Annotated in this window: 13 protein-coding genes and 1 pseudogene; 3 read left to right on the plus strand and 11 right to left on the minus strand. The window is 60.6% G+C overall.

The window, feature by feature from the left end; translation table 11 throughout:
• Window positions 1–112 precede the first annotated feature (112 nt).
• Both ACWTU9_RS32410 and ACWTU9_RS32415 read left to right on the plus strand, forming a co-directional pair.
• Window positions 113–361 (plus strand): annotated as a pseudogene (locus ACWTU9_RS32410) (PIG-L family deacetylase); the annotation flags it as partial.
• A 209-nt stretch (window positions 362–570) separates the two neighbouring features.
• Window positions 571–849 (plus strand): hypothetical protein, encoded by a 279-nt coding sequence (locus ACWTU9_RS32415; RefSeq protein ID WP_455861877.1) that lies wholly within the window; start codon window positions 571–573, stop codon window positions 847–849.
• 263 nt (window positions 850–1,112) lie between these two features.
• Here ACWTU9_RS32415 and ACWTU9_RS32420 read toward each other — a convergent pair whose 3' ends face one another.
• From ACWTU9_RS32420 to ACWTU9_RS32440, 5 genes are all read right to left on the minus strand, one after another.
• Entirely contained in the window at window positions 1,113–1,865 is a 753-nt protein-coding gene (locus tag ACWTU9_RS32420; protein ID WP_455861878.1) for a LuxR C-terminal-related transcriptional regulator, read from the minus strand.
• Window positions 1,866–2,614: 749 nt separating this feature from the next.
• Complete coding sequence (locus ACWTU9_RS32425) at window positions 2,615–2,839, minus strand: hypothetical protein (RefSeq protein ID WP_454590299.1); 225 nt, start codon at window positions 2,837–2,839, stop codon at window positions 2,615–2,617.
• 395 nt (window positions 2,840–3,234) lie between these two features.
• Complete coding sequence (locus tag ACWTU9_RS32430; RefSeq protein ID WP_454590300.1) at window positions 3,235–3,513, minus strand: SRPBCC family protein; 279 nt, start codon at window positions 3,511–3,513, stop codon at window positions 3,235–3,237.
• Window positions 3,514–3,516: 3 nt separating this feature from the next.
• Window positions 3,517–4,116 (minus strand): NADPH-dependent F420 reductase, encoded by a 600-nt coding sequence (locus tag ACWTU9_RS32435; protein ID WP_455861879.1) that lies wholly within the window; start codon window positions 4,114–4,116, stop codon window positions 3,517–3,519.
• A 41-nt stretch (window positions 4,117–4,157) separates the two neighbouring features.
• On the minus strand, window positions 4,158–4,892 hold the full coding sequence (locus tag ACWTU9_RS32440) for an SDR family NAD(P)-dependent oxidoreductase (protein WP_455861880.1): 735 nt from the start codon (window positions 4,890–4,892) through the stop codon (window positions 4,158–4,160).
• 284 nt (window positions 4,893–5,176) lie between these two features.
• On the opposite strand from ACWTU9_RS32440, the gene ACWTU9_RS32445 reads away from it, so the two are divergent.
• Window positions 5,177–6,073: a LysR family transcriptional regulator gene (locus ACWTU9_RS32445; RefSeq protein ID WP_455861881.1), complete on the plus strand. Its 897-nt coding sequence runs from the start codon at window positions 5,177–5,179 to the stop codon at window positions 6,071–6,073.
• A gap of 48 nt (window positions 6,074–6,121) precedes the next feature.
• On the opposite strand, the gene ACWTU9_RS32450 is transcribed toward ACWTU9_RS32445, so the two are convergent.
• From ACWTU9_RS32450 to ACWTU9_RS32475, 6 genes are all read right to left on the minus strand, one after another.
• A complete protein-coding gene (locus ACWTU9_RS32450) occupies window positions 6,122–6,874 on the minus strand; it encodes a GGDEF domain-containing protein (protein WP_455861882.1) in 753 nt (250 codons plus the stop codon).
• 163 nt (window positions 6,875–7,037) lie between these two features.
• Window positions 7,038–7,715, minus strand: coding sequence for a thermonuclease family protein (locus ACWTU9_RS32455; RefSeq protein WP_455861887.1), 678 nt, complete (start codon window positions 7,713–7,715; stop codon window positions 7,038–7,040).
• A 59-nt stretch (window positions 7,716–7,774) separates the two neighbouring features.
• Window positions 7,775–8,968: an ABC transporter substrate-binding protein gene (locus tag ACWTU9_RS32460; protein WP_455861883.1), complete on the minus strand. Its 1,194-nt coding sequence runs from the start codon at window positions 8,966–8,968 to the stop codon at window positions 7,775–7,777.
• A 199-nt stretch (window positions 8,969–9,167) separates the two neighbouring features.
• On the minus strand, window positions 9,168–9,878 hold the full coding sequence (locus ACWTU9_RS32465) for a lytic transglycosylase domain-containing protein (protein WP_455861884.1): 711 nt from the start codon (window positions 9,876–9,878) through the stop codon (window positions 9,168–9,170).
• A gap of 81 nt (window positions 9,879–9,959) precedes the next feature.
• A complete protein-coding gene (locus tag ACWTU9_RS32470; RefSeq protein WP_455861885.1) occupies window positions 9,960–10,331 on the minus strand; it encodes a hypothetical protein in 372 nt (123 codons plus the stop codon).
• A 60-nt stretch (window positions 10,332–10,391) separates the two neighbouring features.
• Window positions 10,392–12,754: beta strand repeat-containing protein (locus tag ACWTU9_RS32475; protein ID WP_455861886.1), on the minus strand; the 2,363-nt coding region annotated here is incomplete at its 5' end.

Below are 12,754 nucleotides of genomic sequence, written 5' to 3' on the forward strand. Positions count from 1 at the left end.
ACACGAGCTTCGATCTCGGGTTTCAGATCCGGTCCGCCAATGCCGTCCAGGGCGACTGCCGCCTTGATGGCCTCGCATTGCGGCCAGCTGCGGGAGAGCCGGTGCCATTCATCTGGTGCTCGAATACGAGATCCCGAAATGGGATGGCGACCTTTGCCAGCCCAACGCTTACGTGCCGCTCACGGCAGACGTGCTGGAACGCAAGATCGAACTCCTCCACAAGCACTTCGGAACGCAGCGCTCCAAGGACTGGTTCGACCGCGCGACATTCGCTGGGCTTGCAAGGTTATGCGGGATGGAATGCCGGGCACCCGAGCATTTCGCCGAGGCGTTCACGCTCCGAAAAGCCAAAATTCTCTAGCAGTTTTTCACGAATTCCCGCGCGAAAAAACTAACGGTGGATCAACGAACAAATCGCGCTAAGGGCCATTGAACTTGCCGGGCGATCTGCTAACAAATTCCTCTGTCGCCCTCGGGCGACGTTCCGCTCAAAAAAGACACTTCCAGAAGCGGCCAGCCATTCAAGGCCGACGGATTTTCATATCCATTTGAAGTTGGGGAAGCATCAACGTGGGCAAAGAAGAAATTGCTCGTGGATTTTCGCTCAGCGAAGCCCGGATCGGAACGGTCGAGGGTGGAGAATCCGGTGTTCTGGTGTGGAAATCCGACCAGTTGGTCGCCGTCCTTACCCAGATCGACGAAGCGGCCTATTGCACGAAAGGCAAATGGTTCCTTGAGACAGGCTTCGGGCTGCTGAGTGGTCAGCACAAAAACTTCGATACGATCGAGGAAGCGATTAAATGGGTGAGCGGATATACCTTCTCCGCGCCTGTTGCCGTTGCAGATTGATCGGCGGATTTCGCGGTGGCAAGGCGCCTTGCTCAGGTCCCGCGGACCTTTGCGACTGTGTCCTGATCAGCTTGTCAGACAAGCTTCGTTGACGTCCCAGGCGAGCCAAAACGGCGCGAGGACGAGATATTCGCCTTCCGCGTGCTCGAGACCCCGGATGCCATTCATGCACGGATATAACTGAATCTTCAAAGCTGAAAACTTCAAAGCTGAAAACGCGGCCCGCCAGGATTCACCAAGGCGGGCCGTCTAGTTGCTCGCGGTCACTCTCCAGCCAGAGTTCCTTCTGCGAAGAGATCGTTGACCTTGTAGGCGACTTCCGTCCGGTTGGTCGCCTTCAGTTTCTTCATGATGTTTCGGATGTGGACCTTCACGGTGCTTTCGCGCAGGTTCAGTTCGTAGGCGATGATCTTGTTCGCCTTGCCGCGTCGGAGCGCCTGGGCGACCTCAGCCTGCCTGAGCGTGAACATGCCCGTCAAAGGCCGCGTATCACAGTTGCCTGAATCTATCAGGTGCCGCATCGAAAGGACACTGCTCGCCGGGACGAAGATGCCTCCCGCTGCCGCAAGGTTGATCGCCTCGACACACACGTCAATCCCGACCGAAGTCGGAATGTAGCCGCGAGCGCCGCATTCGAGCGCCGTCAGTATCTGTGCAAGATCCTCGGTGTCGGCCAGGATAACCACTGGGACTGATTTGAACTCGGATGAGATATGCCTGATCTCGTCCGCGATGCCATGATCGGTGACCTTCCGGCCGCCGAGGTTGAAAAGTATGGCAGCGAGGGGAGGGGCCCCCCCCTTCTTCACCCGCCATTCTTCGATCGAACCCAGGGCGAAGACCGCCATGCCGAGTTCGTGGTCCTCCAGAGCCGACGCGAGACACTCGCGGTCTAGAGCCCTTCCGTCCAGGATGAGGAGGCATTGCCTACCTTCGTGGACATTTTCCGTTCCGCTCGCCGGAACTCCTGTCTGGTTTGTTGAAGTGTAATTGTGCAATCCTACCGTTGAACCCATACTAGTACCCGCCTTTCCCCAACGCGATCTGCCTTGTGGCGGTCAATAGAGCTAGAGCTCCGTCATTCTTTTGGATTGAACTTTGATAACCCCAGCCCACTTGAAAGCTTCAGGCTGGATTACCCCAGCTTGGAGCGCTTAGCAGTTCCTGACTGCCGCCACCTAGAACAGCTTGAACAGTCTATGAGGTATTTATAAGCAGTCTCTAACTTAGGTTAATTTTATAGAAATTTTTAAGTCTTCAAAAAGACGTAGCCAAGCTGACCCCAAGGCGCTGCGATTCCTTGAAGACGCAGGAATGGGACACCTTGCCAGACCTCTCGGACACATCATGCCGTCAGCCAAGCAGATCACTCCCAACCGCGAATGTTCGACCGGGTCTCATCCGTTAGGCGGAAGCAGTATCCGCTCGTATCCCTGACACATTACATCTTACCTCCAAAAGCTTCGTTGGGCTTCCAAAAGCATCGTTGACGGGGTATCTGCCAGGCTGGACATTGGAATGGCGGCGTCTGCTCAAGGCTCACGCGGCCTGTCTGCAGGGAAAACGCGGAGACAGGATAGCGGAGTCACTGCCCGCCCAACGGCTCCCCTATCGCTCCGCCCGGCGAACACGCGGTCACACCAGGTTTCAGAGACGTTTGATTTGGAAGGGCATGCGGAATCCGCTGGCACGGCGTGGCTGAAGTCGACAGAAATCAGCCGCCCAATACCCGAAAGCTTCGCGGACGTTGGATAGAGGCCTGGTCTCAGGCGTTTCCTTGCGGCTCAGCCTCGCTTAGCCACTGCACATCCAGAACTGTTCCGTCGGTCTGGATCACGGCTTCGAACGCGGCTATCAGCCTTTTGGCGGCTTTGCTGGCAATGTGGGACTCGGGGTACTTAGCCTCCACAGCCCTCGCACGCTCGTAAACTTCCTTGAGTTGCCTGACCTGCTTGGGGCCGAATGCGCGATGTACAACCTGAATGGTCATACCGCTTCTCCTCTTGGTGCCGGAACTCCAACGACCCGCCCGTTGCCCAGCGCTCCCGCGATTTCATCATTAACACAGGTTTTTAAAATTTGGCAGCAAAACAAGCTGCAACCGTAGTGTAAGATTACCTTTTTCTCTGGTCGAGGCGTTCTTTAGTAGACGTCCGCGGATTGAACGTCAGCACTTTGCAGGAGGTGTTGGCCGGATTGCGAAAGGATCGCCAGCGCTAAACAAATCGAGGTGTCCACCCAGCTTAGGGAGTACCTGCCGTGTCCTGCAGGTGCGGGCGTCAGGCTACGCCCTTTGGCTCTTGTCCGGCATACCCATCTGCCGAAAGATGAGCCGTCGGACGGCTTCGCGCGTCCGCATAATCCGCAGCCAAGCGGGAGGCTCGGTCAGCAATGCAAATGTCCTTGCCGGGGCTGCTGGTGGTCGTGGCCATTTTGATCGTTGCTTACTATTCCAGGGGAATACTTAGTTCCGAGCGCAAGTTTCGGCTCGCCGGTCAGAACCTTGACCTGATCTTCGGTAGGAAAGTGGCTCGACCAATTCTCGGCGTCGACCAGCAGCCTCCAAACCACTTCAGGGGGCGCCTTCACGCCGATGTCGTTGAGCGCGTAGAGAGCCGACGTTCCCGGGTCATGCCGCTCGGGCCAAATTACATGGTCGTACACGGGTCACTGCTCCTTCTTGAACAAATCCTGGAAGACGAGCTGGCCCCAAACGCGGCCGCGTGCGTGCACCAGCGCGCCACCCTCGTTGAGCTTTCCCAGCTTGACGGGTGCGAACCCGAGTTGTTTGGCCAAGGCCGCCACGGGAGCGGTCGCGTCCTCGTCGTCGCTCGACAGAAAGACGACCCGGTGGCCGCCCTCGACGATCGGATCGGCAGCCAGGGTGGCCGCAATCAGGTGATTGAAGCCTTTCACGAGCTTGGCGCCGGTGAACGCCTTCGCGACGAAGGCGGAGGACGGGAGACCGTTCAGCTCTTCAGGGACTGGAAACGCGTTCGTCGCGTCGATGACCGTCTTGCCTTCCCAGTTCGGCAGGGCCTTCGCAACCTCGCGGTGCTCCCCGAACGGGACCGCCAGGATGATTGTGTCGGCCTCGAGTGCATCCCGCAGCGACCTGGCGACAACCGTGGGTCCAATCGCCCGGGCCTGCGGCGCCAACGCCTCGGGCGGCCGGCGGCTCGCGACGGACACCTTGATGTTCTTACGGGCGAAGGCGCGGGCGAGGGCCTGGCCTACCGCACCGAATCCTACAATCGCATAGCTCATAATACTTCTCCGATCCGTGTTGATATTGATTCCCCGGCCTTTCAGATGGCCGAGAAGCCGCCGTCGACAGACAGCTCCAGCCCATTCACGAAGCTCGAATCGTCTGAAGCAAGAAACAGCGCGGCCGTCGCAATTTCCTCAGGACGCCCCATCTTTCCCCGCGGGATCAGGGATTCGAACATCTGCTTCGCCTCCTCTGTGAGAACCTGGTCCTGCATCGGTGTGGCGATAGGCCCCGGGTGCAGCACGTTTACCCGGATATTCCTGCCCTTCAGCTCGTTGAGCCACCCGCGTGCGAATGCGTGCAACGCCGCCTTGCTCGCCGCATACACGCTGTAACCGGGAAAACCTTTGATCGAAGCAACTGATCCGGTCATGAAGATCGACCCGCCATCGTTGAACAGCGGCAAGGCCTTTTGCACCGTAAACAGCGTGCCGCGCGTATTCAGGCCGAAGGTCGCATCGAAATGCTGCTCGGTAATCTCGCCCAGCAGGACCGCTTCACCGGTGCCGGCGCTCGCATACAGGACGTCGATCCTGCCCTTTTCCCGCTTAACTGTATCGAACAGGCGATCGAGGTCGTCGAGATTGGCCGCATCGCCGCGCACGCCGGTCACGTTCCGGCCAATCAGCCTGATGGCCTCGTCGAGCGCCTCCTGCCTCCGGCCCGTGATGAAAACGTAGGCGCCTTCTTCCACGAACCGCTTGGCGCTCGCCAGCGCCATGCCGCTCGATCCACCCGTGATGACTGCAATCTTATTATCAAGCTTTCCCATGACTTTTCCTTTCAGGCTCTGCTTTTGGGGAAGAACCCCGAGAGCCCGGAAGTAAGTCTGCCGGGGTCAGGCTTTGAGTGCGGAAAGGCGCACATCGGTGGTGCAAAATCGATCCGGCTGGACGCCTGACGCCAGTCCTGACGATCGGTGTCCGCCGTTCGGAATTCGGCCGTGCTTGTCGGCATGGGCTATGATGACCGCCCCGCGCCGCCTACATACGAGAGGCTGTTCAATGTGTCGGACACAGGCTTTGGAAGGCGCACCTTGCGGTGCGGGATTGCACCATGATCGACTGGGATGACGTTCGCTACTTTCTTGCCGTCGCTCGCGGAGGTTCGGTGCGGGCCGCCGCCGAGCGCCTCGGGGTGAACCACTCGACCGTGCTGCGACGCATCGCCCAGCTCGAGGAACGACTCGGGGCGCAGATGTTCGAAAAGCTGCCTTCGGGCTACCGCCTGACCGCTGCGGGAGAGGAGGTCCTCGAGCTCGCGAACCAGATGGAAGCGTCGTCGCACCAGCTGGAGACGCGCGTCTTCGGGCGCGACCAGAGCGTGCGGGGGCTTCTGCGGGTGACGCTGGCGCCGCCCCTCGCGACACATCTGCTGATGCCGGACTTCGCCGATTTCGCGCGTCTGCATCCCGACATCGAGATGGAAATCTCGTCGTCCGGTGAGCTGGCAAATCTGACCAACCGGGAGGCCGACGTAGCGATCCGCGTCGTCTACGACCGCAAAACCCTGCCGCTCAATCTTCACGGCATGAAGGGACCGGAGCTGTTCGGCGGCGTCTACATGTCCCGGGATCGACTAGCCGCGTGGCGTGCGGGCGCGCCTGATCCCATCCGGTGGATCGTCATAAGCATTCATGGAATCCCGGACTGGGCCAGCGAGGGTGAGGTTCGCACCACGGGGGTTCCATTCAGGACCACGGACGGTGAGGCGCAGATCGCTGCCGTACGGCAAGGGCTCGGGATGACGACAATGCCATGCTTCGTTGGAGATGCCGACCCCCTACTGGGGAGGGTGCCGGGTACCGACCTGCACATGTACGGAACGGTTTGGCTTCTCACACAGGGCGAGACACGCAAGACGAAACGCGTGCGGCTCTTCACCGAGTTCGTATCCCGCAGGCTCGCCGCGTACGCGCCGCTTCTCGCGGGGCTGTCCATATCGCGCGACTGACGCGCGGCAGGCCGCCGGCGGAAGCGGCCTGCAGGCGGCGCTTCTGAGTTAGTGGTGCAGATGCGACAATTGAAATCCAGGCTTGTGTTCGACGCCGGATAACAGCGATTCCGCCGACCGGAACATCTCTTCGAATTCCAGTTCGGTTTCAAACACCACACCGCCGACGCTGATGGCCAGGGCATCCTCGGTTCCTTTCGGCGCGAAATAGGCTTGCGCCACGCGCGCCCGGATACGCTCGCCGATCTCCTTGGCGTCGTCTTCTGTCGCACCGGGCAGAAAGACCCCGAACATGGACGTTCCGATGCGCCCCACTAGATCCTCCTTGCGCACCGATGACTGGATGGTCGAGGCTATGAGCCGCAAGGCTTCGTCACCCCAGCCCAGCCCGAAGCGCAGGTTGATGGACCTGATGTGTTCGGGATGAATGACCAGGAAGGCGCCAGATCTTGGACCGGACGAGTCCTGCCTGGTTGTTCTCCTGTCGACCATCGACGTGAAGACTGTGCGGTTCAGGCAGCCTGTCAGGCTGTCAAAGGTCGCCGACTTGTTGAGTTCTCTTCGATAGTGGCCGAGTTCGATCCGCTGCAGGCCAATGAACAGGAGAAGCGGGCAACCGATGATGACCGGCAACAGGATCGCTGTGACCATGCTGCGGCCGAACGGCGTCAACGCTTCCGAGAACAGAAGCAGATAGTTGAGGCCAATGGAGAGCAGCAAAATTCCCGCCAATCCCAGGGCGGTAAGCCATGCGACCTCTTTCCATTGCTGCGGCGAGCTATTCGCCATCGGTGTCATCATTAGTCAATCTCCCTCTTGATCGACTAGCATAGGCCAGGGTGCTGCACATTCAGTTTCGAGGAATCATACAATTTGAGTAATGGCGCAATCGCCTACCATCGGCCCGAAACCTGGCCTTCAAAGCAAGGCTGCGCTGGTAACGGCAGCGACACCGAATTGTCGGTTATTGTGGCGGGCCGAATATGCCCATCTCGGCGTCCTTGGCCACCGCCTCCGCCTTGCCGTAGATGCCGCTTGCCAAGGCCGTCGCCCAGCCGTTGGAAACAAGCCAGGCACCGACATCCTGTTTGCCCAGATTGCACGGTGCAGCAATGGCGAAACGATCGATCTCCGGCGGCACGACGCATTTAAGTGCCCGACCGCGCAGCCAGGAATTGAAAGCCGCCCGGGCACGTTGGCCGCAAGGCCAGGCGACGTCGCGAAACGAACAGGCCTTGTCCAGGTCGATGCCCTGGACCCCGCTGATGGCTACCGTGCGCCCCATGGATTCGAAGGTCGCCGAGGAGGTGGCAACCGGTTGGTACAGCAGGACCGCTGTCCAATCCTTTGGCATCCGCATCCCTGCAGGCGAAGCCAGGCCAAGGTCGCCGAGCGGCGGGCGCGGCTCTCCCCGTTCGATTTGCGCCGGGTCAAGCTGTGGCGGCGCGATAAGGTCCTGGGCAATCTTTCGTGCCCGTCCTCGCCATGGCGTATAGGCGACGGTCGCAACCGGTCGCATTGGCTGATTGTCGTCGACGGATTGACGTGGCGCTGGTACCGGCCGATCGGTGGGAAGCAGATCGGCGGCTCGGACGATCAACAAGACGCCGGTCAGAAGCAGCAGGCTCCCGAGCAACACCACCAAGCGATCGCGCCTCAGCCAGCCCATCAGCTCAAGCAGATCCCAAGGCGTCTTGCCCCTCAGTACCCCGACGTCGATTTGGCGACCAGTTTGAGCGCACCTTTTTGAACCTGATAAAATGGCATGGATCGTTCACTGGAGCCATCCGCCCGAAACCGGAACAAGCCGGTCGATCCGCGAAATCCGCTCCGATTCTCGAGCACCTGCTTGTTGAAGCCGTCGGGCCCGACGGAACTTGCAATGCCCGCTGTCAGGGCGACCATATCATAGGCGTAGGCGACATTGGGGTCGGCAGGATAATTGTAGGTCGTCTTGAAGCGGTCGGCGATTGGACCGGTTTCGTTTGGGTCGAGCGTGGCGATGTAGGATCCTTCAAACAGCGGCTCGATCGGATGCTCCAGCCAGCGGTTGGTTCCAACGACGGCGACTGCTTTTCCAGGAATGCCTTTCGATTTGAGCGCCGCTAGGATCTGCGACGGGCTATCGTCGCCGCTGGCGATGACGATGGCATCTGGAGCCTCGACAAGTGAGCCCATGTCATTGACTGCTTTTGTGCCGCCGTCACCGGCAGAATACGGAATGGTGACGGCGAGCGTCGCGCCATAGATGCTGAGGCTGTTGGCGACCCGCTTCTCAACCGCGCCGGCATTCGCGCCGGCCGCGACGAGCAGCACGAACTTCTTGCTGCCTTTGGCCGCCAGGCCGGCAGCGCCCGCGGCCGCACTGTCGGCCTCGTTGAGACGCACTGCATAGACGCCTGGACCGCCGGCGAAATTGTCGGCCAGCGCCAGCACCGGCGGCCGCTGCGATCCCGACAGCTTGGCTATGTGCTGAGCGGCAGCAAGCTCGACCGGGCCGATGACGATCTTGGTTCCGGTGGTGATCGCCTTCACCGCCAACTCGCTGGCGTGCGCGCTGTCGCCCTTGGTGTCCTCGACCGTGACCGTGAGCAGTGCGTTGCCAAGGTCGGCCATCGCTAACTTGGTCGCATCGAGCATCTTTCTGCCGCTTTCGCCGGTGGCTCCTGGGGCCGACAAAGGCAGCAGCATCGTGACCTTCGTCGATCCGGTGCCGAGCGATTGCGTGGCCTGGGCCGGGCTGGGAGCAGCGCCGGCGGCCGGCGCTCCAGGTGCGGCGATCGCCGCCGGATCGAGGGCGTCCGAGACGCTGCCTTTCGACTGGCAGCCTGACACCATAACCGCAAACGCGATCGCCCACGTCCACGAAGTGTGGCCCTGCCAGCCAGATACCATGATGCCTCCCCATATCCCGCCGGGTGTTTGTTCCGGTCTCATCCCATTCATCTTATGGCAGACTTGCCTCGCCGTCTTTGTATTTGCCGGACCGTGGTTTAGAGCAATTCCAGGAAGAGTGTGAAGCGGTTTTCCGTCCGGAATTGCGTCAAAACAAGGAGGTGAGCAGTTCGCCGTTTCCACGAAACGATGAACTGCTCTAACCGTCGAAGAGTCTTGCCCGGAGCGCCTTGATCACCTTGGCTTGACCGGCGCTTCGATAGTCGGCGCATTTCATGTATCGCGGCCCGGGCACGAACAGCCGGCGCACGCAAATCCGCTTCCCCTGGGCAGGGGCGCCGTCATCTCCTGCTGCCGGGAACGCGGAAAAGCCGAACGTCGCCACCGGTAGCGGACCGGCAACAGTGACGCCTTCCCTCGCCAGGATTGCACGCGCGCGCCGGCAGTAGCGGACAGAAAGTTCGGAGAACCGGGTTTCACCGTGCCCTGCGCGATATTTCATGACAGTGGTGCAGAGATCGCCTGCGGCAAGGCTGTTTGCCTGCGCCAGGTATCTGATGCCGAGCGCGATGTTGGTTGCAGGCGCGCCAAGCTCGTCGAGCGAACCGCGAAAGCCGAGCATTCGCGCCGTTCCCGGCATCACCTGCATCAAGCCGACTTCGCCATCGGCGCCGTGCACATCGGGATCGAAATCGCTTTCGATCTCCATCACCGCGTGCGCCAGCACCGGCTCCAGGCCGTAGAGCGATGCCTGGCATGTTGCGAATGCCTTGAATGTCTCACGCGTCCATTCCGGGGCAGCTTCACAGCGGGCTTGCCGCGTCAACGCTGATGGTTGTGGTCTTTCCAGGCCAGGTCGTTCCAGCCAGTTCGCGCGGGCTTGCGTGGCAAGCTGGCCAAAGCCGGTCAATGCGATCGCTCCTGCGATCGCCCTCGTCAATCGTGCACCGACCATCGGGTCAGCCAACCGGCACGGCCAGATCCCTTCCGGTCAGTTCATGTACTCGACCATGCGGTCGTGGAAGCATTCGCACTTGTTGAGGGTGTCTTCGTCCTTGTAGTTCGTCTTGAGATAGCCATAGGCCATGCCGCAGGCGACCTTGGCTTCCGATGCCCAGACGAAGGCGGGGCGCGAAGAGTTGATCCATTCCGAGCTGTTGGCGACGGCCACCGACTCGTCCATCAGCTTCACCACCTCGGACTTGAGATCGACGATGTTGTCGTTCAGCACCAGGTTCGACGTGCCGACCGTTCGGCAATAGTCGGCCACCGGCCCTTCGATGATGTCGGCGGCATAAGCTGTCGACCCGACTGCCAGCAACAGCGTCGCAGCGGAAACCAGCAGTCTTGCAGAACGTTTCATGATGAACTCCCCTCGATATTAGCAATGTATAACATGATCGCGTGGCCACGCGCCATGCCGTTAAACCACGTTTGCTGTTGTCGTATGCTGGGTCACGCCATCGTCGTAGAGCAGCGTGATCGTATTGGCCGCAGGGAGGTTCTGCAGCGTCGCGACATCGACGAAATTGGCGCCGCCGGTGGTGCCGTTGGCGTCGACGCTGAGTGTTCCCGTCGCCGCATCGTAGTTTACGAAGTCGCCGACATTGGCGCCGCCAGGTGCGGTGTCGAACAGAGACGTCAGGTCGATCTTGTCGCCCTCGCCGCCATTGAAGTCGGTGATAAGATCCTTGATATCGAGGTTTTCAAGCCTGAACGTGTCGGCGCCCGTGCCGCCGGTGAGCGTGTCACTACCGGCACCGCCGACCAGCGTGTCGTTGCCGGCGCCACCGATAAGAGTGTCAACGCCGCCTTCGCCTCTCAGCGTGTCATTGCCCAGTCCGCCCGCCAGGTAATTGGCTCCGACGTTTCCGAACAGATAGTCATCGCCCGAACCGCCGATCAGGCCTTCAATGCCTGTGAGGGTATCCCCGGTGGCATCGCCGCCGCCGATCGTCGCATCCGCCGGATTTGTCGAAAATGCCGCCGCATTTGCATGACCGTCGTCGGCCAGGTTAATCGAGACCGCCGCCAAACTGCCCGTATAGTCGACAATGTCGGTACCGGCCCCACCCGAGATCGTATCGGTATGCGTGCTGCCGGCGATCACGTCGTTGACCGTTCCGGCAAAGCCGGAGAGGGTGAAGGATCCGCCGGAGCTCGCGGCTACCTGATGGATGTCCAGCGATTGGGTTGCACTGACGTCTCCATCCCCATCGACCGCATTGACCTGAAAATGCAAGGTGGTGTCGGATGGCAGTATGGTTTGAGATACGTCGACCGCCGCCAACCTCATTTTTGCATCGGCATTGCCGGTTATCGAAATCAGGTTGAAGTCGATTGTCGGGTCGATGATGAGATGTCCGTTCACCACCGTGGCCGTTCCGTTCTGAGTCTGGTTGGTGACGGAATTGGTCGCCGTCCATGAAACCGAACCGGAGCCGTTGTTCACATTGAAATTGAGACTGCCTATGAAATTCGGATTGAGCGTCGGCGCGTCATTGCCGGCGGTCGCCGAGGTGTGGAACTCCATGGTGAAGTTTTCATTGGGGTCGATGAACTGGTTGTCGACGCCGAAGCCTTGCGTGGAAGAGTTGACGCCGTTGCCGTTGCCGGTGAATTCGATCAGGCCGTTCGGAGTTTCGAGGAACGGCGTCGGACCACCTGGCGACAATCCCGTCAGCGTCTGAGTTACCGTTGTTGCCGCATCCGGAGTGATGAGCGAAAATGTGTAATTGCCGTCAGGATGAACAGTCAGCGAATAGATGTCAGTTCCGCTGGAGGACTCCGCCAGCAGCACCGTCGTTCCGTCAGCCTGGACCGTCGTGGTGTAGCTCACCCCGGTGATTGCTGGCCCGGTAATGTTGAAGTGGTTGATGCCATCTGCTCCCGGAACCAATGCAAACGTCCCGTTGACCGTCCCAATCTCGTTCGGAATTGTGCCTGACATAAACGCGCCTAATGTCGGCACGTCGTCGGTGACGTCGATGGTGATGGTGTTGGTGATGGTGTTGCCGTTGGCGTCGGTGGCCTGGTAGGTGAAGGTCTCGACGTTGTTGACGGTGTTGGTGCCGTTGTTGGCATCGGCGCCGTCGACCGGCGAGGTCAGCGTGTAGCTGTAGGTGCCGTTGGCATTGAAGGTCAGCGTGCCGTGCACGCCGGTGGCGCTGCTCAGCAGTGCGTAGGTGTAGGGACCTGTGCCGCCCGACACATTGTCGACGACGGTGCCGGCAATGGTCTCTGCCGTGCTCGACGGGTTGGAGCCGATCGGCAGTGCCGCCTCGTTGACCGTCAGGTCATCGTTGGAAGCGGCCAGGCCGCTGTCCGACAGGTTGATGGTGAGCGTGGTCGTCGACAGGTCGCCGTCGCCATCCATGATGGTGTAGACGAACACGTCCGTCGTCGCCGAGGAGATGTTGTTGGCCGTCGACTGGTAGGTGTAGGAGCCGTCGGCGTTGAGATGCAGCGTGCCATGCAGGCCGGCGATGTTGGTGCCGGCACCGGTGGTCACCGCCGTCGTGGTGTCGGCGCCCGCGGCGCGCACGCCGACCACGCCGCCACCGGCGGCAAAGCCGTCGGCACCGGCCACGTCGTTGGCCAGCACGCCCGCCGCCGCCGTCACGGTCAGCAGCGCGCCTTCGTTGACGTTGTTGCTGTTGGCGACCGCCGTCGGCACGTCGTCGACGATGTTGATGACCAGATTGCCAGCTGGCGCCGGATCGCCGTCGGCGTCGGTCACCACCACCGCGAAGCTGGTGCTCGACGGATCGGTCAGCGTGTTGTCGA

It is taken from the genome of Mesorhizobium sp. 128a, assembly GCF_053848025.1.

Coding starts and splice junctions, on each gene's coding strand:
- ACWTU9_RS32470 (WP_455861885.1), bottom strand. CDS start 10,331: ATGAAACGTTCTGCAAGACTGCTGGTTTCCGCTGCGACGCTGTTGCTG.
- ACWTU9_RS32425 (WP_454590299.1), bottom strand. CDS start 2,839: ATGACCATTCAGGTTGTACATCGCGCATTCGGCCCCAAGCAGGTCAGG.
- ACWTU9_RS32445 (WP_455861881.1), top strand. CDS start 5,177: ATGATCGACTGGGATGACGTTCGCTACTTTCTTGCCGTCGCTCGCGGA.
- ACWTU9_RS32450 (WP_455861882.1), bottom strand. CDS start 6,874: ATGATGACACCGATGGCGAATAGCTCGCCGCAGCAATGGAAAGAGGTC.
- ACWTU9_RS32420 (WP_455861878.1), bottom strand. CDS start 1,865: ATGGGTTCAACGGTAGGATTGCACAATTACACTTCAACAAACCAGACA.
- ACWTU9_RS32460 (WP_455861883.1), bottom strand. CDS start 8,968: ATGGTATCTGGCTGGCAGGGCCACACTTCGTGGACGTGGGCGATCGCG.
- ACWTU9_RS32435 (WP_455861879.1), bottom strand. CDS start 4,116: ATGAGCTATGCGATTGTAGGATTCGGTGCGGTAGGCCAGGCCCTCGCC.
- ACWTU9_RS32440 (WP_455861880.1), bottom strand. CDS start 4,892: ATGGGAAAGCTTGATAATAAGATTGCAGTCATCACGGGTGGATCGAGC.